General features: G+C 39.4%; 23 protein-coding genes. All 23 read right to left on the reverse strand.

The features are described 5' to 3' along the window. Positions 1 to 107: 107 nt before the first annotated feature. Positions 108 to 713, reverse strand: coding sequence for an XTP/dITP diphosphatase (locus IV80_RS08885; protein WP_057752474.1), 606 nt, complete (start codon positions 711 to 713; stop codon positions 108 to 110). After that, positions 713 to 1,534 carry a glutamate racemase gene (racE, locus tag IV80_RS08890; RefSeq protein WP_057752477.1) on the reverse strand — a complete coding sequence of 274 codons (822 nt, stop codon included), beginning with the start codon at positions 1,532 to 1,534 and terminating at the stop codon, positions 713 to 715. Before racE ends, IV80_RS08885 begins: the two co-directional genes overlap by 1 nt. A gap of 110 nt (positions 1,535 to 1,644) precedes the next feature. Then, the gene (gene dltD, locus IV80_RS08895) at positions 1,645 to 2,901 is read right to left on the reverse strand and encodes a D-alanyl-lipoteichoic acid biosynthesis protein DltD (RefSeq protein WP_057752480.1); all 1,257 of its coding nucleotides are present in this window, start codon (positions 2,899 to 2,901) and stop codon (positions 1,645 to 1,647) included. After that, on the reverse strand, positions 2,901 to 3,137 hold the full coding sequence (gene dltC / locus IV80_RS08900; protein ID WP_057752483.1) for a D-alanine--poly(phosphoribitol) ligase subunit DltC: 237 nt from the start codon (positions 3,135 to 3,137) through the stop codon (positions 2,901 to 2,903). Before dltC ends, dltD begins: the two co-directional genes overlap by 1 nt. Before the next feature lie 27 nt (positions 3,138 to 3,164). Then, positions 3,165 to 4,364, reverse strand: coding sequence for a D-alanyl-lipoteichoic acid biosynthesis protein DltB (gene dltB / locus IV80_RS08905; protein WP_057752486.1), 1,200 nt, complete (start codon positions 4,362 to 4,364; stop codon positions 3,165 to 3,167). Then, positions 4,364 to 5,887 (reverse strand): D-alanine--poly(phosphoribitol) ligase subunit DltA, encoded by a 1,524-nt coding sequence (dltA, locus tag IV80_RS08910; protein ID WP_057752488.1) that lies wholly within the window; start codon positions 5,885 to 5,887, stop codon positions 4,364 to 4,366. Before dltA ends, dltB begins: the two co-directional genes overlap by 1 nt. 28 nt (positions 5,888 to 5,915) lie before the next feature. Continuing rightward, the gene (locus IV80_RS08915; protein WP_057752491.1) at positions 5,916 to 6,065 is read right to left on the reverse strand and encodes a teichoic acid D-Ala incorporation-associated protein DltX; all 150 of its coding nucleotides are present in this window, start codon (positions 6,063 to 6,065) and stop codon (positions 5,916 to 5,918) included. Positions 6,066 to 6,298: 233 nt separating this feature from the next. Beyond that, on the reverse strand, positions 6,299 to 6,610 hold the full coding sequence (trxA, locus tag IV80_RS08920; protein WP_057752494.1) for a thioredoxin: 312 nt from the start codon (positions 6,608 to 6,610) through the stop codon (positions 6,299 to 6,301). 85 nt (positions 6,611 to 6,695) lie between these two features. Next, the gene (locus tag IV80_RS08925; protein WP_057752497.1) at positions 6,696 to 9,053 is read right to left on the reverse strand and encodes an endonuclease MutS2; all 2,358 of its coding nucleotides are present in this window, start codon (positions 9,051 to 9,053) and stop codon (positions 6,696 to 6,698) included. 144 nt (positions 9,054 to 9,197) lie between these two features. Continuing rightward, the gene (locus IV80_RS08930) at positions 9,198 to 9,485 is read right to left on the reverse strand and encodes a DUF1292 domain-containing protein (protein WP_057752500.1); all 288 of its coding nucleotides are present in this window, start codon (positions 9,483 to 9,485) and stop codon (positions 9,198 to 9,200) included. Positions 9,486 to 9,494: 9 nt separating this feature from the next. Beyond that, positions 9,495 to 9,935 (reverse strand): Holliday junction resolvase RuvX, encoded by a 441-nt coding sequence (ruvX, locus tag IV80_RS08935; RefSeq protein ID WP_057752504.1) that lies wholly within the window; start codon positions 9,933 to 9,935, stop codon positions 9,495 to 9,497. Then, a complete protein-coding gene (locus IV80_RS08940; RefSeq protein WP_057752507.1) occupies positions 9,932 to 10,231 on the reverse strand; it encodes an IreB family regulatory phosphoprotein in 300 nt (99 codons plus the stop codon). Before IV80_RS08940 ends, ruvX begins: the two co-directional genes overlap by 4 nt. Before the next feature lie 119 nt (positions 10,232 to 10,350). Then, entirely contained in the window at positions 10,351 to 12,990 is a 2,640-nt protein-coding gene (gene alaS / locus IV80_RS08945) for an alanine--tRNA ligase (RefSeq protein WP_057752510.1), read from the reverse strand. A 247-nt stretch (positions 12,991 to 13,237) separates the two neighbouring features. Beyond that, complete coding sequence (locus tag IV80_RS08950; RefSeq protein ID WP_057752513.1) at positions 13,238 to 14,614, reverse strand: DEAD/DEAH box helicase; 1,377 nt, start codon at positions 14,612 to 14,614, stop codon at positions 13,238 to 13,240. Between the two features lie 3 nt (positions 14,615 to 14,617). Beyond that, entirely contained in the window at positions 14,618 to 15,580 is a 963-nt protein-coding gene (locus tag IV80_RS08955; RefSeq protein ID WP_057752515.1) for a DHH family phosphoesterase, read from the reverse strand. A gap of 97 nt (positions 15,581 to 15,677) precedes the next feature. Then, positions 15,678 to 16,802, reverse strand: coding sequence for a DNA polymerase IV (dinB, locus tag IV80_RS08960; protein ID WP_057752518.1), 1,125 nt, complete (start codon positions 16,800 to 16,802; stop codon positions 15,678 to 15,680). Between the two features lie 105 nt (positions 16,803 to 16,907). Next, complete coding sequence (gene zwf, locus IV80_RS08965) at positions 16,908 to 18,395, reverse strand: glucose-6-phosphate dehydrogenase (protein WP_057752521.1); 1,488 nt, start codon at positions 18,393 to 18,395, stop codon at positions 16,908 to 16,910. Between the two features lie 129 nt (positions 18,396 to 18,524). After that, positions 18,525 to 18,923: a preprotein translocase subunit YajC gene (gene yajC / locus IV80_RS08970; protein ID WP_057752628.1), complete on the reverse strand. Its 399-nt coding sequence runs from the start codon at positions 18,921 to 18,923 to the stop codon at positions 18,525 to 18,527. Positions 18,924 to 18,982: 59 nt separating this feature from the next. Beyond that, positions 18,983 to 20,125, reverse strand: a complete 1,143-nt coding sequence (gene tgt / locus IV80_RS08975; protein ID WP_057752524.1) for a tRNA guanosine(34) transglycosylase Tgt — start codon at positions 20,123 to 20,125, stop codon at positions 18,983 to 18,985. 17 nt (positions 20,126 to 20,142) lie between these two features. Then, positions 20,143 to 21,177 carry a tRNA preQ1(34) S-adenosylmethionine ribosyltransferase-isomerase QueA gene (queA, locus tag IV80_RS08980; RefSeq protein ID WP_057752527.1) on the reverse strand — a complete coding sequence of 345 codons (1,035 nt, stop codon included), beginning with the start codon at positions 21,175 to 21,177 and terminating at the stop codon, positions 20,143 to 20,145. An 11-nt stretch (positions 21,178 to 21,188) separates the two neighbouring features. Next, positions 21,189 to 22,208, reverse strand: a complete 1,020-nt coding sequence (gene ruvB, locus IV80_RS08985) for a Holliday junction branch migration DNA helicase RuvB (protein ID WP_057752529.1) — start codon at positions 22,206 to 22,208, stop codon at positions 21,189 to 21,191. A gap of 18 nt (positions 22,209 to 22,226) precedes the next feature. Next, complete coding sequence (gene ruvA / locus IV80_RS08990) at positions 22,227 to 22,820, reverse strand: Holliday junction branch migration protein RuvA (RefSeq protein ID WP_057752532.1); 594 nt, start codon at positions 22,818 to 22,820, stop codon at positions 22,227 to 22,229. A 67-nt stretch (positions 22,821 to 22,887) separates the two neighbouring features. Beyond that, complete coding sequence (gene mutL / locus IV80_RS08995) at positions 22,888 to 24,843, reverse strand: DNA mismatch repair endonuclease MutL (RefSeq protein ID WP_057752535.1); 1,956 nt, start codon at positions 24,841 to 24,843, stop codon at positions 22,888 to 22,890. Between the last annotated feature and the right edge of the window lie 8 nt (positions 24,844 to 24,851).

Consider the following 24,851-nt stretch of genomic DNA (forward strand, 5'->3'; position numbering starts at 1 on the left):
TATGTTTGTATCAAATTATAACTTCAGTTCCAAATAGGTATTTGTTCGCAACTCTTATTTATTTTATATCAATGACACATTTAAATTCGTCGCATTCTTTTAAAAGATTATTTAGTCCACCACTCGTCAAAAACCGTTAATAGTTTTTGACTTGCGCGCCCACGATGACTAATCGCATTTTTTTCACTAGCAGACATTTCAGCTAATGTTTTTTGTTTTTCAGGTACCCAAAATAACGGATCGTAACCAAATCCGTTATTGCCTCTAGGAACTGGTAAAATTTGGCCATTCAATTCACCATCAACCACTAACTTATCACCGTTTGGCCTCATCAAAACTAACGTTGTATGGAAAGTAGCCGTTCTTTTTTCTAAAGGTACTCCCGCCAACTCACTTAATAATTTTGCATTATTAGCAGCATCATCGTGATCGCCGGCATAACGAGCTGAAAAGATTCCTGGTCGACCATTTAATGCATCAACTTCTAGTCCTGAGTCATCTGCCAAAACTGGTAAATTTGTTTTTGTAGCGACGGCTTTAGCCTTTAGAGTGGCATTTTCTTCAAAAGTTAGCCCATTTTCAACGATTTTGCCAATTTCTGGATAATCCTTTAAAGACGTCACCACAAGTTTTTTAGGACCAAACAAATTTTGGAATTCTCGTAATTTTCCTTCATTTTTAGTGGCAACGATAATTTGATTGTTTACTGTCATTAGTTGACCTCCAAATGCAATTGATCAATTCTAGCTTTTTGAGCAGCCACCTTAATTTGTAGCCACTGACTGGCAATTTGATTGAAACTTTTTGGCGCAGCCGTTGTATAGTATGCATCCTTTGATTTCTCGCCGTTCGAATTTTTTGCAATATCAAAATAATCTAAAAGTGCAGATACCGTCCCAATCGTTTCGGCCCCAGAATCGATCAATTTAACTTGGCTTCCCATAACATCTTGAATAATTGGGCGCAATAGCGGGTAATGCGTGCATCCCAAGACTAAAGTGTCAACATCCTTATTTTCGAAATATCGAAGCGTCTCAGCAACCACCTTTTTGGCCACTGGTGAATCATATTCGTTACTCTCAACTAAAGGTACAAACTTAGGACAGGCCAAACTATAAACTTGGACAGAACTGTCTTTGGAAAGAATAGCCGTTTCATAAGCCTTACTTTTAATAGTTCCCTCTGTACCGATAACCCCAATTCGGCGATTACGGGTCACTTTCAATGCCGCACGACTGCCAGGTGAAATGACGCCAATGACAGGAATCGGCAGTTTTTCTTTCAAATCCTCCAGTGCTGCAGCTGTGGCAGTATTACAAGCAATAACTAACATTTTAATGTCCTTTTTCATTAAAAAAGTCGCCATTTGCTCAGAAAACTTCCGTACTTCTGTACTAGATCGCGGCCCATATGGTAGCCTTGCCTGATCTCCAATAAAATAGATAGATTCTAATGGTAGCTGACGTAAGGCCTCGCGAACCACAGTTAATCCACCAACACCCGAATCCATAAATCCAATTGCCCGATTATCCATTTTTTCATCCTCTTCATGTAATCTGAAACTACATTATCTCTTTTTCAAATGTGAAAAGCAAGTCAACCGCAAAAAAAGTAAAACAGCTAATTGCTGTTTTACTTTAAGTTTTACTTATTAACGTGTACTTGATCTTGCCAACTCTTTGTGTAGAACTGGTTTTTAATATGATAAGTTGGCGTGCTTTGCTTAGTTGTTAAAAACGGATCTAGTTTTTGATCTACTGCTAACCAACCTCGCCACCCCAAATGAATCGTATCCTGCATAAAATAGGGCACATTACCTTTGTCACTTAAATCACATATGTTTGTAAAACCTTGTGATTGTAACTGATAGCGGATTTTTTGATCAAACTGCCGCATCATCTTAGGGGAGAGTCCCGTGTAATCACTCCATTTTTGATTTACCGGTGGAATAACAAACATCACATTAGTGTGAGTCCGTGCGAATTGATTCAAAACGAGTTCAAAATCGCTGAATTCAGGTGATTGCACATAACTCCAATTTTTCTCGAAATTTTTAAATCGTTTTTCTTTTTTTTGCAATCGTTTTTGGTAGAAACGATTGTCAATTTCAAAACGATTATTAGAAGTCTGCTTTTTCCCCTGCTTAATGGCCAACTGATCCAAATGACTCAATTGGTATTTTTGGGGCAATTCACTTTCTGCCTGAGCAATCTTTCTCTGATTATTTTTCATCTTCAAACTTGAAAAAAGCTGATCCTCGTGTTGTAAAAGTCGCTGTTTAAAAGTAAGTGTATTCCTTTGATGAGATGTAATTGATTGCCCATTAGCAACGCGTTTTAAAGCCAACTTAATGGTGTGATTAGCGTTTCCCGCTGGCATTTCAAGCAACCGCTGCGCTGCATATCGATCCTGTTTTGTATGCCCATTTCGGTTTAATAACCACGTAGTCGCTTGCAGTGGTGAATAATAAAAGCTAAAAGCATCCTTCCGGGTCCCTTTTTTCACAAACCACTGAGGTGAAATGACAAAAACTGCCTTACGATTTTCTAATTGTTTTGTAATTAACTGCATTTGAAAATAATGAGTTAAAGATTGAGTTCCCGGATTTCCCATCAGAAACGGTGTATACTTGCGTTGATATTTTGCGGCTAACACAGATGGATGGGCGAAGTCAAACCGAGAAAACTCAGAGGAACCAAAAAAGGGCACAAAGTTTTGATGGTTTAATGCTGCTTCTTTGATGACCTGCCCCTTCAACACATTTGGTGACAAAGCTGTGGCAGCCTTTCTTTCGGTTTTAGCCGTAATATGGCTCAACTTGAATGGGGAAAATAAAAGTACCACCAAAAGAATTGCTGCAAACAGAATTGGTCCAAAAATTTGAAAAAGTTTTTTTGCCACTAGTTCTGCATAGCCTCAACACGCGCAATGATCTTGTTTGGCGTATCCCATTCACTACGCTCAAATTCAGAAACCGGAACATCAACGCCCAATTCGCTTTGTAGTTGGAGTAATAGCTGAACGGTACCCATCGAATCTAATAAACCTGAGTCAAATAAATTACCGTCCAAGTCACCGCTCACGTCTGTACCCGTTAAATCATTTAATACATTTAAAACTGTTGTCTTCGTATCCATTATCTATTCTTCCCTTCAAAAATTAACTTACTTCGCTAATAACATCGTATTTAAAAAACCTGAAAATAGTAGAAATGTAAAACAAACAAAATTGAACGTCACGAAAACCGCGAAAATTTCCGTAAATTTGTTGTGTGGAATCTGTTTTTGGTGCTTTTTCTTATACCTCAACCACCAATCATTGACCACTAACGCAATACCATGCAAAATGCCGTAAGTAACATAGTACCAAGTCACACCGTGCCAGAATCCCATAATTGTCATGTTAATAATATAGGTAATATTGGCCGTCGTCTTTGGACTTTTAAAAACTTTATGTTTCATAAAAAAGAAAACTAAACGCATATAAATGTAATCCCTAAACCAAAAGGATAAGGTCATATGCCAGCGATTCCAGAATTCTTTAATGTTGTGTGATTTAAACGGCGCATTGAAATTGATTGGTGTTTCAATGCCCATAAAATAACTGGTTCCAACGGCAAACAAACTGTAACCAGCAAAATCAAAGAACAAATACATGCTATAAACATACATCACACCCACCAACGACCAAGAAAGACCGTGTGCGCTTAAAGCTTGCTGTTGTAACTTTGGTAATAAGAGCGTCCCAAACAAGTAAGCGAGCATATATTTATACACAAATCCCATAAAAATATTGTGTACGCCCTTTTGTAAGAGTTGCAAATATTTATCCGTATCTGGAACATGATCGTAATCCTTTTTAAACCGCCGATATCGATCAATTGGTCCCGACGAAATCGTTGGAAAGAAAACCAAAAATTGCAAGAAGAACCACGGATTAAACGCCTTGAGGACACCGTCGCGCGATTCCATAATTGTTTGAACCGCCTTAAAAGTCAAATAACTGATTCCCAAAAAGCCAATAAGTGATTGCTGTCCATTTTGAATAGCCGGCGTAAGTTTAACAATAACCAGCGGTATAATTGCTAGGATAACCGCACCAACAAAAATACTAGTTTGATTCTTATGCTTACGATAGCTCGTATAGAGCCATACGAGAACGACCTCATAAATCAAGTAAGCAATTAGCGCATATCCCTGAGTTAACTTGGGGCCGCCGAAAGTGAGAACTAAAAAGAATATGGAAATAATTGTTTCATACCAGTGAAACCTTTTTTTGCATAGTAATCCGATTACAATAGGAAGCAGCGCAATAGCTAAAATACCAAAGTAAGTGGGATTCTCATAAGGTGTAAATGAAAGCATCAGGAATTAACCTCACTCATTATGGATTTGATATCGATTTTACCATTGGCAGTCAAGGGCAAATTATCTTTAAAAACAAACCGATTTGGAATCATATATGGCATCATCATCTTCTGAAGATCTTTTTTAATGGCCAATACCAATTCCATATCTGTCTTAAAAACATTCTCCTTTGCAATTACGTAAGCCACCAGCTGGGCCACTTTATGATCACGGTCATATTTTGGTACTGCTACCGCTTGTTTAATTAACGTTTGCATGTTCAAGTAATGGTTGACTTCCTCAAGTTCAATACGGTAACCATGAAGTTTGATTTGAAAATCAAGCCTCCCTCGATAAAATAGCATCCCATTAACATCCTTTTTTCCTAAATCGCCGGAATGATAACTTAGCTTTCCTTTGATTTGTTGAAAGGCATGTGCCGTTTTCTGCGGATTATTTAAATAACCTTTTGAAACGCCAGGTCCAGAAATCACAATTTCACCTTCTTGATCTGTCGGTAAAATATTTCCTTGACTGTCCACAATGTCTATCGTGGTATCCGCCTTACTTTTTCCAATGGGTAGCCGGTCATACTTTTGGAGTACTTCTGAAGTTATTTCAAGTGCACTCACAGCCACTGTTGTTTCTGTGGGACCATAGGTATTATAGATATGTGCTTTAGGAAACCGTTGCTTTAGCAAACTTGCTGTTTGGTGCGTTAATTCTTCACCGCAGAAAAGAAAATGTGACAAGTCAGGCAAATGCTTGGCATCAAACGTTGGTTGTAACAAGCAAATATCCATAAAAGATGGCGTTGAAACCCATTCATTTAGCGCCATTTTAGGTAAGTAAGCAAATAACTGTTTGAAATCATCAGTCACTTGCTTAGGCAGAACTCGTAACGTCCCCCCACTTACCAAAGTTGGATAAAGACTCATGACCGATAAATCAAATGAATAAGGCGCCTGTGCTAGACAAACTGGTGAAGTTGGCAAACCAAAATCCGTTAGCATCCAATTCACAAAACTCGTTAAATTTTGATGACTTATTTGAACACCTTTTGGCTTTCCGGTTGTACCAGAAGTAAAAATAATATAGAAATCTTGCTCATTTTTCACTTTCTGATGCCACTCAGCTTGAATTGACGACTCAAAAACTTGCGTTAAGTCTTGGGTTGTCACCACAGGTATTTGCGAAATGGTAATCGGTAGTGGTTCAACTGCAATACATGCCGCTGGTTTGGCAATTTCTTGAATCATTGTGAGCCGTTCATTGGGCGAATGCTTATCAATTGGAATATAAGCATGCCCACTTTTAACCACGCCTATGAAAGTCGCGATCATCTCAAAATTTTGTTCTCCGTAAACCATGATTGGTGCTTGTGGATCCAAGTCCATTTTTGCGATATGACAGGCGAGTGCATCAGAATACTTTTTTAGATCCTGATATGTATGGGTCTGACCCAAATAGTCATAGGCAATTTGTTGTGGCTTTCGTACGGCCTCTTCATCAATTGCTTGAATCACGTTGGTAATTTTCATAGTTATTCCCCCCGAATCACTGTTTCAATTAAAATTCATTATAAATAAAGGTGCCACCTTCAATACCGCTATAGCCATACAAATAAATGAGAACCAAGAAAACGGCAAAATAAAAAAACATTCTGCTGAGAAATTTTATCCATTCCTTTTGCCATAATGTCTTTAAATACTTTTTCATACTTTCCCCCCTTAGAACGAATCTGTACTTTCACAGTATCTCACGAAATTGAGACCCTGTAAATGTTTCAAGTATAAACACTTAATCTATCTGCAACAATCTATTAACCTAACTGTTAACTAATTCTTTACCTTCCTTAAGGCAAAAAAAAAAGAGACCGGGAAAAAACTCCCAGTCTCTTTCTGCCTCTGAACTTTAATAGTCAAAACCTTTTTCACTCGCTGACTTTAAGGTTAAGCGTACTGTGCTAACACCTTTTGAATTTGCTCTTTTGAATGATAACCAACTAAGGTATCCACAACTGCACCATCTTTTTTGACCATAAGCGTTGGAATACTCATAATACCAAAATTCTGTGCGGTTTTAGGATTTGCATCCACATCCATCTTAGTGAACTTAACTTGGTCACTCATCTCATCATCAAGCTGTTCGACAACTGGTGATTGCATACGACAAGGACCACACCAAGTAGCCCAAAAATCTGTTAATGTAACGCCTTGGCTAGTTTTTTCATTAAAATTATCATCTGTAACTGCTTCTACCATCTTAATTATCCCTCTTTCTTTTTTCCTATTCACAGTCTATCAAACTTTGTTTAAAACACCAAAAATTTTGCTTACGAAAAATTAGTTACTTAAAATAAACGACCGTTGCCCCATTGCCACCAGCATTAGGGGCCGCGTATTCAAAATGCTTCACTTGGCGATTACCTTGAAGATATTGGGTAATTCCCTTTCGCAAAGCACCAGTTCCTTTGCCATGAATAATTGTCACCATTGGATAGCCAGCTAATAATGCCGAATCAATGTAGCGGTCTACCTCTGTCATGGCTTGTTCGTATCGTTTTCCTCTTAAATCAAGTGTGGTCTTAACCGCTGAACTTGTTTTTCGTATGGTAGTTCTCGGTCCGGTTTTTTGCTCCTTTTCCGGGGCAAGCTTTTCAAGTTCATCCACTGAAACTTTCATCTTGAGAATTCCTAACTGAACTTCCCAATGCTGCTTGTCAAACTGTCGTAACAAGGTGCCTCGTTGACCATAACTCGTCACCAAGACATCATCATTAACTTTAAGTGCCTGCTTTGCTTTAGCTCGCCGTAAAACTCGATTTTTCTTTAAACTTGGTGCCTGATGCAACGCATTTAGCTGACTCTTTGAATCAATCAACTGGTTTTCCTTGATGCTTGCTCCACCTTGCATTTCCATCTTTCGTAATTTCTTGATGATGTCATTAGCTTTTTTGTCAGCATCATCAACCAAATCATTCGCTTGTTGCTTTGCCTTTTCTAAATACTGATCTTTGGAATTGACCAACTTCTGATATTCATTTCTAAGGTCTCGATGTAATTTTTCAGCTTCATCAACTTCAACTTTCAATTTTGCAGCACGGTCATCGGCTTCTTTTTGACGAGCAGAAAGATCCTGAATCATCGCACTCAAATCTTGACTATCCTGATCCATCAAGGCTCGTGCTTGCATCACAATTGCCGGCTCCACACCTAAACGAGTGGCAATATCAAACGCATTACTACTTCCAGGAATTCCAACCAGTAACTTATAAGTTGGCTTTAACGACTGGGTGTCAAACTCCATACTGGCATTCATAGTTTCTGGTCGATTATAGCCGTATGCCTTCAATTCTGGATAATGGGTCGTAGCTAATACATAACTTCCCTTGCTGCCCACTTTATCTAAAATAGCAATGGCTAAAGCCGCACCTTCTTTAGGATCTGTGCCTCCACCTAATTCATCAAATAGTACTAGGCTACGATCGTCAATTTTGGCCAAGATTTTAACAATGTTATCCATATGCGAAGAAAAAGTACTCAAATTTTGTTCGATAGATTGTTCATCACCGATATCTGCAAAAATTTCGTTAAAAATTCCCATTTGGCTATTCTCGGCCACGGGAATGAAAAGACCCGATTGTGCCATTAATTGCAATAACCCAAAAGTCTTTAAAGTAATAGTCTTCCCACCAGTATTGGGTCCAGTAATAATAAGTGCCTTATAGTCTTCACCTAAATCAATATCATTGGGCACAACTTTCTTCGGGTCAATCAGAGGATGCCTTGCACGCCGAAAGTGCACGTGATTTTCTTTAGAAATAGTTGGCTGCGTAGCCTTAATCTCACCTGCATAACGTGCTTTCGCATTGATAAAATCAAGATGTCCCAGTATATTAGCATTATTTAGGAGTTCTTCGCGGTAAGGCGCAAGTAGGTTAGAGAGTTCTTCTAAAATTCTTTCTTCTTCATTTTTTTCTTCAATCTGATTTTGTCGTAACCGATTATTGAGCTCCATCACTGCTTGGGGCTCCACATACAACGTTTGCCCCGAAGCACTTTGATCATGGACCACACCTCCAAAGTGACTTCGATATTGTGCCATGACTGGAATGACATACCGACCATCTCGCATCGTAATGATGGCATCGCTTAAATACTTAGCATCTTTACCACGTGTATAGCCATCCATTTTGCCCCGAATTTCTGATTCAGTCGACGTAATTCGATTTCGAATGCCAAATAATTTATCAGAAGCCTCGTTTGTAATGTGTCCATCCCCTTCGATAGACTTTATGAGTCGTCTTGAAATTTCCGGCAGAGATTGTAATTTACCAACTGTATCATACAACGTATGAAAGGTAATTTTTTCATCTTGTAGTTTTCGGAAAAAGCCGAGAATGTCTTGTGTGGTTCGTAAAACTTTGGTAATTTGTGATAATTCTAGTCCGCTCAATGTCGCCCCAATTTCAAGACGTTTCATTTGAGGTGCAATGTTATCCAGTTTGGCAATCGGAATACCACCTTTTAACCGGTAAACATCAGCTCCATCTAACGTCTCTGTCAAAGCTAGTTGAATAGCTTCATAATCCGTTAGAGGACCCAATCGATTGAGTTCTTGGCGACCAGTTTGGGATGCCAAGTAAGGCATCAACTTTGCTTTTACTTTTTCGTACTCTAATGTTTCAAAAATCTTTTTATTCATTTTTCTAATCCTTTTATTGTTTAATCATATTTTAGCGCTTTTACCTTCGATTGAATATTGACAAGCTTTAATTCAAGCAAAAAACGACCAGATTTGAATAAAAAACTTCACTCAAATCTGATCGTCTTTAACTTTAAATGGAACTTATTCTGCGTCATCTTCACCTAAAAAGGTGTTTAAGACTTCTTCAACCATTTTCCATTCGTCTTCTGATTCGATTTCGTTTAACTGACCTTCGTCAGCATTACCATCGGCGTCAGGGACGTATGAATAAGCCTGAATATCAACTTCATCATCATTCTCTGCATCGGCAGGATACAAGAACATATAGGACTTACCATAATCCTCAGAATCAAAAGTGAATAAAACAGTATAAAGTTCTTCATTTCCGTGTTCGTCAACGAGTGTTATTTGTTGTTCCTCTTCGCTCATTAGGCAACCTCACTTTAAGTTATTTAGTAACTTACCCTGACGATCTAGATAGTTTTCTAGAATTAAACTTGCCGCCAGTTTATCAATTACTTTTTTGCGTTTTTTTCTTGACGTATCTGCTTGTTCAATCAACATCCGTTGTGCTTCAACTGTAGTTAACCGCTCATCTTGATAATCGACTGGTAAATTAAAGGTGTCCATCATTAGCTGTCCGTATGCCTTAGCCGCATCCACCCTTGGTCCAGAAGTATTATTCATATTCTTGGGAAGACCGATTACAAATCCAGCCACTTCGTATTGCTTCACAAGTTCACCAATACGCTTTAGGCCAAATTCCTTAAGATCTTCGTTAATTGCAACAATCTCAACACCTTGAGCAGTCCAACCTAATGCATCACTTACAGCTACACCAACTGTTTTTGAACCAACGTCTAATCCCATTAGCCTCATTTAATTGGACCTGCTGATTGTCCAGATTTGTCCAAATCTTTTTGATCCTTAGCAAGATAGTTACGAACTAACTCCTCTATAATTTCATCACGTTGGTGTTTGCGAATCAAATTACGAGCATCGTTCAACCTAGGAATATACGCTGGGTCTCCCGAGAGTAAGTATCCAACAATTTGGTCAATCGGATTATATCCCTTCTCCTCCAAAGCATCATACACGGTCTTCAAAGTTTCATGTAAGTCTTTAGGAGCATCATTGCTAAAATCAAAAAACATTGTCTTATCCAGTTTACTCATCGAAAGCACCTCCTGTACTGTCATCAAGCTAATTCTACCTGATAGCCAGAAAAAGTACAAACATTGAAGACTGATGTAATCAATTCGTAACACCCTATTAGTCAATTAGCAACAAAGCATCACTTTTCTGTTAACCAAGTCATCCCACTAGCAAGTGCCTGCTTGAGCCCTGCTGGATTGCTTCCGCCAGCTTGAGCTAAGTTAGGGCGACCACCGCCCCCACCATTAATTTCCTTTGCAATGGCACGAATTAAGTCTCCTGCCTTCAAACCCGTTTTGACTTTTTCATCCGAAACGGCAACCAGTAGATTGGCTTTTTCACCAATGGTCGTACCCAAAATTAAAACATCAGAAACTTGACGCTGTTTCCAGTCGTCTGCCAACTCACGTAACTGAGACATCCCGGAAACTTTCACCACATCAGCAATCACCGAGTACTGTCCCGCTTGCTTCACTTGATCGAAAATACCAGCTGCTTGTTGTTTTGCCATTTTAGTTTCCAAAGTAGTTACCTTTTGTGTCATTTCTTTCAAACTCGTTTGTAACTGAGCCACTTTACTTGGCGTATCTTTGACTTGAATAGCTTTAACTTCACGGGCTGTTTGTTGTAATAACTGCTCGTGTTTTAGTAAGTACTCATAAGCCTCAGCGGAGGTGACAGCTTCAATACGGCGAACACCTGCGCCAACTCCAGATTCAGACACAATTTTAAATAATCCTAATTCGTTAGTATTTTTAACATGGTCGCCACCACAAAATTCAATAGAATAATCACCAATGCTTACTACCCGAACCTTTTTACCATATTTTTCGGTAAAGAGTGCAATTGCTCCCATTTTTTTGGCAGACTCAAGATCAGTTTCCACCGTTGTGACAGGAATTTCATCAAAAATCTTTTGGTTGATAATTCGCTCAACTTTCTGTAAATCTTCTTGCGTCACTTGACCAAAATGTGTGAAGTCAAATCGCAAGTAGTCTGGCTCGACTAAAGACCCTGCCTGTTTGGTATGTGATCCAAAAACATCACGCAAGGCTTGGTCTAACAAATGTGTTGCCGTATGATTTTTTTCAACTTTACTGTGAAAATGAGAATCGACTTTTAGCACATAGGTTTCCTCAGTTTCTAGTGGTCGTAAGACTTTAACGGTATGCAAATTTTGTCCATTAGGTGCATGCTGCACATCTTTGACCTCAGCAACTACATTGCCATGTGTATCTGTGATCGTCCCTTTATCAGCAACCTGACCACCCATTTCGGCATAGAATGGGGTCACATCAAATATGAGTTGTGCCTCTCCTTTTTGAGCTGTGCTGACAATTTTATCATCTTGAATAACATCTTTAAGAACCGCATGATCCACCGTGAGTTCACTATACCCCACATAGCGGCTCGCCGTTTTAATATCAGTAAGCAAATCAGACTGGACACCCATCGAAACCTGATTTCCTCGAGCTGCACGCGCGCGTTGCTTTTGTTGCTGCATTTCTTGCTCAAATCCGGCTTTATCGACTTTCAAACCTTCATCCTGTGCATACTCAACGGTTAAGTCCAGTGGAAAACCATAAGTATCGAACAATTTGAAAGCATCAGTACCAGAAATTTCTGTCTTTTGATTAGCTTTTTTGGTGGTAATAATCTGATCCAATAGTTGAACACCATCACTCAAAGTTTCACTAAAGCGACTTTCTTCCGATTGAACGACTTTTTCAATATAGTCTTTTTGCTCTAAAACTTCTGGGTAGTATGATTTCATAATCTCACCCACAACCGGTACTAACTGATATAAGAAATTCTTTTCAATTCCTAATTTTTGTCCGTACATAACGGCACGACGGATCAAACGACGAATGACATAGCCCCGCCCCTCATTAGAAGGTAGTGCTCCGTCACCAATCGCAAACGTAATTGCACGTGCATGATCGGCAATAACCTTAAATGCCACATCTTGCTCTATATCTTCGTTATAGGTTTTACCACTAAAAGATTCCGTCTTGTGAATAATTGGTAAGAATAAATCTGTTTCAAAATTAGTAGGTGCATTTTGGAAAATGGAAACGACACGTTCCAACCCCATCCCCGTATCAATATTTTTATGAGGTAACGGTTCATATGAACCATCTGGTTTGTGATTAAACTGTGAAAAAACGATATTCCAAATTTCAAGGTAACGTTCATTTTCACCACCGGGATAGTTTTCTGGGTCATCTGGAGCCAAATTATTGAAGGACTCACCACGATCGTAAAAAATTTCTGAATCGGGACCGCTTGGGCCTTCACCTATATCCCAAAAGTTATCCTCCACAGCAATAATGTGGTCTGCAGGTACGCCTACTGACTCCCAATACTTTTTGGCGTCGGTATCTTTAGGATAGACCGTGATGAACAATTTTTGAGGGTCCATTGCAAACCACTTTGGACTCGTAAGCAGTTCCCAGGCCCAAGTGATGGCTTCTTCTTTAAAGTAATCCCCCACTGAGAAGTTACCCAACATTTCAAACAAAGTATGATGGCGTGCTGTATGCCCCACATTTTCAATATCATTTGTTCGGATACTTTTTTGAGAACTTGTCAAACGTGGAACTTCTGGTACCACACTACCATCAAAATATTTCTTCATCGTAGCAACCCCAGAGTTGATCCACAACAAAGTAGGATCATCATGCGGAACAAGTGAAGCACTCGGTTCAATAATATGACCTTTTGATTGGAAAAAGTCTAAAAACATTTTTCTGATTTCACTACTTGATTTTCTTTCCATATTCTTCCCTCTCTAATCACATAAAAAGACCGTTGCTAGTAAAGACGCCATAGCGCGGTACCACTTTACTTGCAACGATCTTAATCGTTTACCTCTTAAGCTCTTTAACGCAGAGTCGCGAATCTATTTTAAGGTAGCATCAAAATTACGAACTCGTTTTTCACATCAGCCAAAACGTTTCTGAAAATTCATTAATTCTAACATGTCCTTAACTAGCTACAATTATATTGCAGCAATTAGTGCTTTGTCAATGCTCACCAGAGTTTCGCTTTGCTCGATTTTGCTTAATCTTTTGCCGTTTTGTTTTCAAGAATTCTTGATGCTTAGCTACACGGCGATCGCGTTGATCTTTAAGTTCAATGGCTTTACGAATCTGACGTTTATAACCTGGCTTAACCTTACGCTTCTTCTTCTTAACTAACCCTACCATCGTAGGATCCAGCTTATGATGATCTTTTACCCGTGTCACACGGCGGTTACGATCATATGAATCTACAATTTCACCATTCTTAATAGCTTTGGGTTGAAATTTCACGCCTAATTTTTCGATTTCTGAAATTTTGGCTTCTTCTCCAGGCTCATACAAAGTAATTGCAACACCTGACATGCCATTTCGTCCTGTTCGCCCAACGCGGTGAATAAAGAAATCTAAATCATCCGGAATACCATCGTTAATTACCATGGATACGCCCTCGATATCAATTCCTCGTGCAGCTAAATCTGTTGCCACAACAAATTGAAACGTTAGATTATGAATTTCTTTCATAACACGTTTACGTTCTCTTGGTGGTACACCACCATGGACTTTAGCGACCTTAAGGCCTTGATTTTTCAGGTACTCCGTCAATTCATCAGCACGCTCTTTAGTATTACAAAATACAAGTACTAAATATGGCTCGCCAATCGTAAGTAATTGATGAATGACGCTATTTTTACCCTTACTTTTTGTAGAAATTAGCCAATTTTCGATAGTTGGACTGATAATACTCTGTACTGGAATCTCTTCCACAACTGGATTAACCATATACTTTTTCAAAAAGACATTTAGTGACTTCGGGATTGTTGCAGAGAAAACCATCATTTGTAAACTTTTTGGAAGACTGGCCGCAATTTTATCGACTTCATTCAAGAATCCCATGTCGAGGGTCATATCTGCTTCATCCACAACAAATTGTGCAGCCAAATGAACGTCTAAAGCCTGACTCTTAATTAGATCCCAGACACGTCCCGGGGTTCCAATGACAACTTGTGGTTGGCGATGATTTAGCTTCTCAATCTGCCGTTTTTTATCTGTGCCTCCGACGTAGTTCCCAATCTCTATTTCCTGATCTGAAAATTTGACCAGTTGTCGCGCGGCATCATGAATTTGATAAGCCAATTCACGACTAGGGGTCGTAATTACTACTTGTACTTGTTGTTTTTCGGGATCAACGTGATTCAAGATTGGTAATAAGAAAGTGTGTGTTTTACCACTTCCTGTTTGTGATTGCCCAATTACACTTCGACCAGCCTCAATAACCGGAATTAATTTTTCTTGAACCGGCGTTGGTTGTTCAAAATTAATTTCTTTAAGTGCCGAAATTAAAAATGGTTGCAATCCAAATTCTGTAAAACCGTTTTTCATGTATTACTCCTTTTCATCTTTCTGATAGGCGGTTGCCAAAGCAGCCAATTCTGCTCGAATTTGCTTAACCTCATCCATGTCCTTAGCTTTTGCGCCACTAGCCAATGCGTGACCACCACCATCATGTTGCTTAGCTAGTTCATTAATTGTGGGACCCTTAGAACGCAGACGTACTCTGAAACTGCCATCTTTTTGAGCCACAAAAATTGCCCAACAGATCACTGTATTAATTTTACCGGGCAACGGGACAACGCCAGCAGTTCCTGCATCTTTCAAATCAAATTTTTCTAAAACTTCAGCTGTCAAACAAACACTGGCAGCACCATCTTCGGTAATATCCAAGTTTTCATAGACATAGGCAGATAAGCGCGCCACTGGCAATGCGATACTATCTAACTTTTGATTAACTGCTGTGACGTCAAATCCTGTGGCCATCAATGAGGCAGCTACTCGTAAAGTATGTGGTGTTGTCGCGGGATACAAGAAACGTCCGGTATCCCCAACAATTCCAGTATATAAAGCCTTAGCCGCTTTAGGAGTTATCGTCAATTCTTTTTTGAATTGATGGTAAAAGTCATAAACCATTTCGGAGCTGCTAGAAGCACTTGGGACGACCCACATTAAATCACCATACGGATCATCATTTGGATGGTGATCAATTTTAATTAACGTTTGGCCATGTGTATACCGGTTGTCATCCACACGAGGTGGGTTAGCTGTGTCTGTCACAATAACTAACGCATCATCGTAATCGTCATCATCGGCAATATCCATTTCCCCAATCCAAGCAAGACCGCTAACTTGTTTGCCCACACAAAGGACAGTTTTCATTGGAAATGACGCATGGATTATCGCTGCCAAGCCAATTTGCGAGCCAATTGCGTCTGGGTCAGGCCGTTGATGTCGATGAATAATAATACGTTGATGCTTTTTTATTTGTTCAAATATTTGTTGCTGAGGTGTCATAATTTCTTCTTCCTATTCCAAACTCTTTACGTCATTGTATCTTTTCACTTCCACCAAGTATACTAGGTTTCTCGGGTAAATACAAAGTTGACTCCATTTATTTTTCATTAAATAATGGTAACGTTAAGTTTTGAAAATTTACGCCCGCCAAATTTGTCATTGTAATACCTAACAACCGAATCCCCCGCTGGATATCACCAAACTCATCAAAAATTTGCCGTGCATAAAAAAGATAAGTTTCTTCACTATTATCGAGATACTCGGTGAAAGTTTGTCTTTTCGTAATTGTTTCAAAATCTGCATAACGTACTTTTAAAACTAAGGTCTTGCCGTGTTTTTGCTTTTGAGCCATTGTGGTTGAAACCTTTTGAGCTAATTCTTTTAGTGCCTGGATCAACTCATCTTCAGAAACAAGATTTGGATTGTACGTACTTTCTTTGCCAATCGATTTACGCTCTCGTTGGTATTCAACAGCACGATCATCAGAACCGCGGACGTGATGAAATAAAACATCCCCAAAACGACCAAAATGATGGATCAATTCTAACTCACTTTTTAAATAGAGATCATGGCCAGAAAAAATTTTTAAATCGTGCATTTTTGGGATTGTTTTAGCTCCCACACCCCGAAATTTTTCAATTGGTAACTGATCTAAGAATTCACGCACGTCTTCAGGCAGCACGACCGCAACCCCCACTGGTTTTTGATATTCAGAGGCCAACTTAGCTAGAAACTTATTGTAGGAAATCCCCGTTGAACAGGTTAGCTGCGTTTTTGCAAAAATTTCACTTTGAATTCGGTGTGCAACCTCGACGGCACTTTCAATTTTCTTCTTATTTTGTGTCACATCTAGATACGCTTCATCAAAAGCAACCGGTTCAATTTTTTCAGTGTACTCATGGAAAATGTCGTGAATTTGATCTGAAACTTGCCGATATAATGTAAAGTTTGGTGTCTTAAAAAAAGCTTTTGGACATAATTCAAGCGCCTTTTGTGCACTCATAGCTGAATGCACACCCGATTGTCTTGCCAAATAATTAGCTGTTGCTACAACACCTTTACCACCGGTTTGACGCGGATCTTTGGCAATCACCAAGGGTAGTTCACGTAATTTAGGATTCTCACGTTCCTCAATTGATGCGTAAAAAGCATCCATATCTACATGAATAATTTTTCGTGAAGTGTCCACGTGAATAGGCACTGTCTCAATACTTGCATCCATTTTTATCACCTAACTTTAGTCTATCCGAACGTACGTTTGAACACAAGCTTAATTTTCAACTAAAAAACGACTAATTAGCTTTCAACTAATTAATCGCTTCTTTCTTTAGCGTTTAGGATTGTAAACCCAAGTACGATGATCACGTCGTAATAATTCTTCTGCCGCTTCAGGTCCCATGGTACCACTCACGTAATTAGGAAAATCCGCATCTTGTTTGTCCCAAGTCTTACGAACAACATCCACAATCCGCCAAGCTTGTGCAACCTCATGCCAGTGCGCAAAGTTTGTTCGATTGCCATCAAGCGCATCATGAATCAATTTTTCGTAAGCTTCCGGCACCTTGGCTTTTTTGGCAGCCGATTTATGATAATCTAAATGGATAGGCATCACGCCATAGCTTTGTTCACCACTTTTAACATTAATGTCGAACCGATAGCCTTGATCAGGTTCAATAAAAAGTGTTAAAACATTTTGTGCTAGTTTAGTATCGCTTTCAGAATTCGCAAAAATATTCTGTTTTAAATCCTTGAATACAATACTAATTTGGGTTGACTTCTGTGCTAATCTTTTACCCGTTCTAACATAAATTGGCACACCCGCTAAGCTAGGACTCTCGGTTTCCAGCTTACCAGCAACAAACGTTTCAATCTGAGAATTTTCATCGGTTCCCTCTTCATGGCGGTAATCCAGTTGTTCATGATCGGCGTCTTCACCATATTGTCCGCGGACAAAATTCTGCAATGCTTCTTCTGGAGAATAAATTTTAATGTTTCGTAAAGCTTCTACTTTGCGATCACGTAGTTCCGAAGCCGTGTATGCTTTAGGCTCTTCCATGGTAAGTAAAGAAACAATCTGCAAAATATGATTCTGAACCATATCCCTTAAAGCTCCGGCAGTTTCATAATAGCCAGCTCGTTCTTCAACACCTAATGATTCGGCCAAAGTGATTTGAATATTATCAATATGTGCTTTATTCCAAAGAGAACCAATCACTTCATTGCCAAAGCGCAACGCTGCGATACTTTGAATAGCTTCCTTACCTAAATAATGGTCAATTCGGTAAATCTGTTCTTCAGAAAAAGCAGCCGAAATGGCATCATTTAGGTCTTTAGCTGTTTGTAAATCACGACCGAATGGTTTTTCGATAATTAAACGATTATAACCGTGATCTGTAATCAGTTTTTCAGACTTCAAATGACCAGCAATTGTCCCAAAAAATCTTGGTGCCATCGCCAAATAATAAATTCGATTGCCCTTTAAATTGTACTTAGCATCTAACTTATCAGCCAAGTTGCGTAACGCAACGTAATGTTCCGTATCATTTACATTGTGCGATTGATAATAAAAGTGACTGGCGAACTTATGTGCTAGTTCACTATTCGTACGGTCTGACTCATGCCCATCATCAGCAATCGCATTCATCACAACTTCATGGTAGTGTTCATCCGTCCATGGTCGCCTAGCTGTGCCAATAACTGCAAAATCATCTTTTAAATAGCCTTTTTCATACAAACGAAATAGTGAAGGATATAATTTTCGGTATGCTAAATCTCCCGTTCCTCCAAATATAATAAATAATGCCGATTGTGCCATTTTCGTTTGCCCCTCTTTCACAATATCTATACTTGTTAATTATGAATCTTTCACGTGAATTATACAACTTATAAAACTTTTAAAAAAAGAATTTGAAACTAAACTGCAGCTTCAAATTCTTAAAATTTACTATTCTTTTGTGGAATCGTCTTTTTCAGGCGTTTCAGGATCATCATCCGCTTTTTGGTCGGCGGAGTCGGTTGGTGCATCGTTTGTGGATGCTGCTGGTTGCACAGCTTCAACGTGGTCTACACGCATAATAGCTGTCCGGTCAAAGACCAGATAAATACCATCACAATCAAGCGTGACAGTTCTAGCGTCCTCATCAATTGAGTCGACCACACCATGTAAACGGCCGATTGTGACAACCTTGTCACCAACCTGCAGCTTATTCATCATTTCTTGATGCTTTTGCTGTTGCTTTTTTTGTGGCCGAATCATCATAAAGTACATCAATCCAAAAATTAGAATGATGAAAATAATGCTGCCGTAACCACCAAAACCTGCATTTGCTGCTAATAACAATATAAACACCTCATTTTCTTTACCTTAACTGTATCAAATATTAACTGACAGTTCCAGTCAATTTAAAAATTCTTTGCATGCGGTTTATTATAACCGTATTCTTCAAAAAATGCCTCACGAAATTCAAGTAAATTATCGTCCTCAATTGCTTGACGAATTTGTTTCATAAGATGTACCAAAAAGTACGTATTATGAATACTAGTTAATCGCAAACCAAAAGTTTCATCTGTCTTCATCAAATGTCGGACGTATGCCCGTGTGAAGTTTCGACAAGTGTAACAGTCACAGTTATCATCAATTGGTGTAAAATCACGCGCATACTTTGCATTTTTAACCACTAAGCGACCATGTGAAGTCATACAAGTCCCGTTACGCGCAATTCGAGTGGGTAACACACAGTCAAACATATCTACCCCACGAATAACGCCATCAATCAAGGAATCCGGTGAACCGACACCCATTAAATAACGAGGTTTGTGCTCTGGTAACATCGGTGTTGTAAATTCCAAGACACGATTCATCTCGTCTTTTGATTCTCCGACGGACAGTCCACCAATCGAGTATCCCGGAAAATCTAAGCTGACTAAATCTTTAGCGCTTTGTTCCCTAAGTGCCTTAAATCCTGCTCCTTGGACAATACCAAATAATGCCTGCCAGTCTGGATTTCGATGTGCTTTTAGACCACGCTCAGCCCAGCGACTTGTTCTTTCAACCGAGTGTTTCACATAGTCATAACTTTCAAAAAATGGTGGACATTCATCAAAACTCATCATGATGTCAGGACCCAAATCATTCTCGATTTGAATTGCTTTTTCGGGGCTCAAAAACATTTTTGCCCCACTGATTTCATTCCGGAAATGAACGCCTTCTTCCGTAATATCACGAAGTTTGGCCAATGAGAAGACCTGAAACCCACCAGAATCAGTCAAAATTCCTTTTTTCCAGTTCATGAACTTATGCAGACCACCGGCTTCTTTGACGATATCCTCACCAGGGCGGACCCATAAATGATACGTATTGGAAAGAATGATATCTGCTCCAATGTCTTCTAGTTCTTCAGGAGACATTGCTTTGACGGTTGCTTGCGTCCCAACTGGCATAAAAATTGGGGTCTTAAATGTGCCATGGGGGGTTTCAATTTCACCTAATCGGGCTCCTGTATGTTTGTCTTTTTTTATCAAATGGTACTTAATTGCTGGTTCCACGCCAATTCTCCATTTCTTTATTTAATAAACATTGCATCCCCAAAACTGAAAAACCGATATTTTTCATTTATGGCGTGCTGGTAAGCATTTAAAATCATATCACGACCAGTAAAGGCAGCCACTAGCATGACTAAAGTGGACTTTGGCAAATGGAAATTTGTAATAAACGCATCAACCACTTTCCATTCATATCCTGGTTTGATAAAAATGTCAGTCCACCCGCTATCTGCTTTGATTTCGCCATCAAATTTAGTGCCAATCGTCTCTAGCGTCCGAATCGAGGTCGTCCCAGTTGCAATAATACGGCCACCGTTTTGCCGAACTTCATTTAAAGTAGCTGCTGAGGATTCACTGAGGCGGTAGAACTCACTATGCATTTTATGATCTTCAATATTTTTTTCATCAACCGGCCGGAAAGTTCCTAATCCAACGTGCAAAGTCAAATAAACAAGTTTCACACCTTTTTCTTCAACTTTCTGTAAAAGTTCTTTGGTCCAGTGTAAGCCAGCAGTAGGCGCAGCAGCACTGCCACTTTCACGCGCATAGACCGTTTGGTAACGTTCCGGATCATCCAACTTTTCTTTAATGTAAGGCGGCAATGGCGTCTCACCTAATTTTTCTAGAATTTCCATAAAAATGCCATCATAGTGAAATTCAATCTCTCGTCCACCATGCTCCAATTCTTTTGTCACAGTGGCTTTCAGCAAACCCTCACCAAATTCAATCTCAGTTCCTACTTTGGCTCGTTTGGCTGGTTTCACTAACGTTTCCCACTGGTCGCCGTTATCATTATGCAAAAGTAAAACCTCTAAATGCGCGCCCGTTTCTTTTTTAACCCCATAAATTCTTGCAGGCATGACTCGCGAATCGTTCATGACAACTGCATCACCAGCGTGCAGTTCGTTCAGTATGTCATAAAAGTGTTTATCCTCTAATGCGCCAGTTTTATGGTCCAAAACCAGCAATCGAGATTCATCCCGTTCTTTAATTGGTGTCTGAGCAATTAATTCATGTGGTAAATCATAATCGAAATCATCAACTGATAATGTCATGGTCTCTCTCCTTAATTTGTTTGATTCGGGGTAATGCCTAAGTGTTGGTAACCTTTCTCCGTTACAACACGTCCGCGAGGTGTACGGTTCAGATAGCCAATTTGCATAAGATAAGGCTCGTAAACTTCAGCAATCGTGTCGGCTTCTTCACCAATATTGGCCGCGATGGTACCCAACCCCACTGGACCACCGTGATAATAAGTAATCATTGTCTTTAAAATTTTGTTGTCCACTTCATCTAAACCTTGCTTATCAACTCTTAAAAAATGAAGGGACTTAGAAACAATTTGTTCATCGATAGTACTTTTATCAGAAACTTCCATAAAATCCCGAACCCGTTTGAGTAACCGATTCGCAATTCGTGGCGTCCCACGTGACCGACTCGCAATCTCATGGGAACCTTGCTCCGTAATCGATGTGTTAAAAATGTCGGCCGATCTTTTAACAATCTCGGTCAAGTCGCCAATCGTGTAATAACTCATGTGAGCCACAATTCCAAAACGATCACGCAACGGAGCTGATAATAACCCCGCGCGGGTCGTCGCGCCAATCAGCGTAAATGGAGGTAATGGGAAATGAATTGGGTGAGCTGTCGGTCCTTGCCCCACAACAATGTCTACAAAGAAATCTTCCATTGCTGAATAAAGCATTTCTTCTACAATTTTCGGCAACCGATGAATTTCATCAATAAATAAAATATCACCTGGTTGTAATTCGTTCAGGAGAGCTACTAAATCTCCTGGTTTTTCAATTGCTGGACCACTAGTTGTCCGAATTTGCACGCCCATTTCATTGGCAATTACCATAGCAAGGGTTGTTTTTCCCAAACCAGGTGGTCCGTAGAGCAGTACATGGTCTAAAGATTCTTCGCGTTGCTTAGTGGCCTGAATATAGACAGATAACTCATGCTTTACTCGGTCCTGGCCGATATATTGTGCAAGAGTTGTCGGCCGTAAAGATTTTTCAATTGAAGCTTCCTCTGTATTCTCGTTATTTCCTGATACAATTCTATCTTCATCAAGATCACTCATCCACTTTACCTCCCTTCCTTATTTTTTCATTAATAACTTAAGGCCCAAACTTAAATATTGATCGGTTGTAAATGTTTTATGGTTCTCTAATTCAGGTTGGATTTTCGTTACTTCTCGAGTCGCATATCCTAACGCTGCTAACGCATCTAAAGCATCTTGCAAAGCCTGATTGTTCACAGTTTGTGTTAACGCCTTGTCAGGAACATCCGAATTTAATGTCATTTTTCCTTTTAAATCCAAAATGATTTGCTGAGCGGCCTTTGGACCAATTTTGGGGAATTTTTTTAAATACGCCACATCGTCTTGATTGATAGCATTAATAAGTCCTGAATGATCCTCATTGGCAAGAATTGCTAATGCACTTTTGGGTCCGATCCCTTTTACTAAAAGCAGCTTTTCAAACAACTCTTTATCTTCGCCATCAAACAGACCGTAAAGACTGATTCCCGAATCAGATACCGCTTCGTGGACGTAAATTTTAATTTGCTTTTTGTCATCGATTTCGTAGCGATATGGATTGGCTACAAATAGCTTGTAACCAACGCCGTTAACTTCTAACACCAAAAACTCCGGGGTAATTTGTGTCACATAACCGATCAAATATTCATACATTCAAAATCTCTCCAGTATTCAAACTAAACATACGTTTGCTTTTTTACTATTGTACCATATATTTCATTTACTCTTGTTCCTCTAAAGGCTGATGAGGATCCTGGATACGTTTGAACATTTTTTTCATATCTGCATTTGAAAAATGAACCAGAACCGGTCGTCCATGTGGACAATTAAAAGGATTTTCTGTCTTTGCTAGATCCTTAAGCAATTGACGAGCCTGCTTATCATCTAGATGATGGTTTGCCTTAATTGCGCGCTTACAACTCATCATAATCGCCGTTTTTTCTCGAAACTTGGCTACCGTCATGCGACTGTCATTAAGCACATAATCAATCATTTCACGGATGGTATCCTCTTCTTGACCCGCTTTAAACCAGGTAGGATGTTGATGAACCACAAAACTATTGGGTCCGAACGCTTCTAACTGAATCCCACAACTAGCCAAAACTGCCTCTTTCTCCTGAATTCTCAGCATATCACTAGTTGAATAATCTAGCACAATCGGAACCAACAGATTTTGCGCATCATCAGAAACTTCTCCAATTTTTTTTCGATAATATTCATAATTAATTCGTTCTTGGGCCGCATGTTGATCCAAAATATAAAGACCATCCTCTGACTCAGCAAACAAAAAGGTCCCATGCATTTGACCGACATACTGTAAAGACGGAAATCTTTTTTCTTCCGTTTTTATTGGTTTGTCTGCTGGAACTTGCGTCAACTCTTGTTTTAAATCACCTTTTCCAAATGGGAGTGGCTTGGTTTCTGTGTGATATTTTTGTTGGAATTGTTTTAACGGCTGGTCATTTAATTCAGCTTCGTGTTTGATCACGATTGGTTTTTTATCATTATCTGGTAAGGCTGAAAAAAGTTTGTCACTATTCTGGGGCTCACGAACACGATCAGGCGCTTTTTTCTGACTCGGTTGCGTATTTCCAAGATAATTTGCTGAAACCTCATTTAAATTGAATTGCAACTGATCGGTATTTAACTTGTGCTTAGTTTGCAAATTTTTAATGGCTGAAGGAATTAAATTCTCTTTGGCCAATTCTTGATAAATCGTCTGTGTAATTAGTTTTTGTAACTGTGGTTCTTGACTAATTCTGACTTCTTGTTTGGCAGGATGAACGTTGACATCTACCAATAAAGGATCCATTTTAATGTTTAAAACTGCGACTGGGTAGCGACCAACCATTAATTTTGATCCGTAACCCTCGATAATAGCCTTGGTAACCTGAAAATTTTTCACATAACGTCCGTTAATGAGTACCGAAATATATTGGCGAGAGGCTCGTGTAAATTCAGGCAAGCTTGTATAGCCAGAAATTTCAAAATCTACGTCTTGTCCACTAAACGCCACCATTTTGCGTGCATTTTGAACGCCGTAAATTCCCGCAATAACTTGTTGTAAATCCCCACGTCCCGAGGTACGCAAAAGTTCCCTACCATCATGACTTAAGGTAAAAGCAATCTTTGGATAACTCAATGCCAACCGGTTCACAATATCCGTGATATTAGCTAATTCAGTCTGAGGTGCCTTCATATATTTCAAACGTGCAGGTGTATTATAAAACAAATCTTGGACTGTAATATCCGTTCCTTTACGTAGGGCTGCCAAGCTTTGACTGACTAATTGACCACCCTTAATATGAATCTGAGTCCCTGTATTTTCCCCTGTGGAAGTTTGTAAAACGACGTCAGCTACAGATGCAATACTGGGTAAAGCTTCACCTCTAAAGCCTAATGAGCGCACTTTAAATAAATCTTCACGCGTAGTAATTTTACTGGTAGCGTGCCTTTCAAAAGCCATGGCAACGTCTTCTTTAGCAATGCCGTCTCCATTGTCTACAATTTCAATGGATTTTAAACCGGCTTGTGTCACCAGGATATCAATTTGGGTACTATTTGCATCAATTGCATTTTCAACCAGTTCTTTTACGACCGATGCTGGCCGCTCAACGACTTCTCCAGCAGCAATTTGGTCAGCCAGAACATCAGAAAGTTCATGAATTTTTGCCATTTTATCTC

It is taken from the genome of Pediococcus cellicola (assembly GCF_001438655.1).
Classification (GTDB): Bacteria; Bacillota; Bacilli; order Lactobacillales; family Lactobacillaceae; genus Pediococcus; species Pediococcus cellicola.

Excerpts from the sequence above, each read along its gene's own strand:
- IV80_RS08950 (WP_057752513.1), bottom strand. The coding sequence starts at position 14,614 with ATGAAAAACGGTTTTACAGAATTTGGATTGCAACCATTTTTAATTTCG.
- alaS (WP_057752510.1), bottom strand. The coding sequence starts at position 12,990 with ATGGAAAGAAAATCAAGTAGTGAAATCAGAAAAATGTTTTTAGACTTT.
- racE (WP_057752477.1), bottom strand. The coding sequence starts at position 1,534 with ATGGATAATCGGGCAATTGGATTTATGGATTCGGGTGTTGGTGGATTA.
- IV80_RS08930 (WP_057752500.1), bottom strand. The coding sequence starts at position 9,485 with ATGAGCGAAGAGGAACAACAAATAACACTCGTTGACGAACACGGAAAT.
- ruvA (WP_057752532.1), bottom strand. The coding sequence starts at position 22,820 with ATGTATGAATATTTGATCGGTTATGTGACACAAATTACCCCGGAGTTT.
- trxA (WP_057752494.1), bottom strand. The coding sequence starts at position 6,610 with ATGGTAGAAGCAGTTACAGATGATAATTTTAATGAAAAAACTAGCCAA.
- IV80_RS08940 (WP_057752507.1), bottom strand. The coding sequence starts at position 10,231 with ATGAGTAAACTGGATAAGACAATGTTTTTTGATTTTAGCAATGATGCT.
- ruvX (WP_057752504.1), bottom strand. The coding sequence starts at position 9,935 with ATGAGGCTAATGGGATTAGACGTTGGTTCAAAAACAGTTGGTGTAGCT.
- dltC (WP_057752483.1), bottom strand. The coding sequence starts at position 3,137 with ATGGATACGAAGACAACAGTTTTAAATGTATTAAATGATTTAACGGGT.
- IV80_RS08955 (WP_057752515.1), bottom strand. The coding sequence starts at position 15,580 with ATGACACCTCAGCAACAAATATTTGAACAAATAAAAAAGCATCAACGT.
- ruvB (WP_057752529.1), bottom strand. The coding sequence starts at position 22,208 with ATGAGTGATCTTGATGAAGATAGAATTGTATCAGGAAATAACGAGAAT.
- zwf (WP_057752521.1), bottom strand. The coding sequence starts at position 18,395 with ATGGCACAATCGGCATTATTTATTATATTTGGAGGAACGGGAGATTTA.
- mutL (WP_057752535.1), bottom strand. The coding sequence starts at position 24,843 with ATGGCAAAAATTCATGAACTTTCTGATGTTCTGGCTGACCAAATTGCT.
- IV80_RS08915 (WP_057752491.1), bottom strand. The coding sequence starts at position 6,065 with ATGAAAAAGTATTTAAAGACATTATGGCAAAAGGAATGGATAAAATTT.
- dltA (WP_057752488.1), bottom strand. The coding sequence starts at position 5,887 with ATGAAAATTACCAACGTGATTCAAGCAATTGATGAAGAGGCCGTACGA.
- dinB (WP_057752518.1), bottom strand. The coding sequence starts at position 16,802 with ATGGATGCAAGTATTGAGACAGTGCCTATTCACGTGGACACTTCACGA.
- IV80_RS08885 (WP_057752474.1), bottom strand. The coding sequence starts at position 713 with ATGACAGTAAACAATCAAATTATCGTTGCCACTAAAAATGAAGGAAAA.
- queA (WP_057752527.1), bottom strand. The coding sequence starts at position 21,177 with ATGACATTATCAGTTGATGATTTCGATTATGATTTACCACATGAATTA.
- dltB (WP_057752486.1), bottom strand. The coding sequence starts at position 4,364 with ATGCTTTCATTTACACCTTATGAGAATCCCACTTACTTTGGTATTTTA.
- IV80_RS08925 (WP_057752497.1), bottom strand. The coding sequence starts at position 9,053 with ATGAATAAAAAGATTTTTGAAACATTAGAGTACGAAAAAGTAAAAGCA.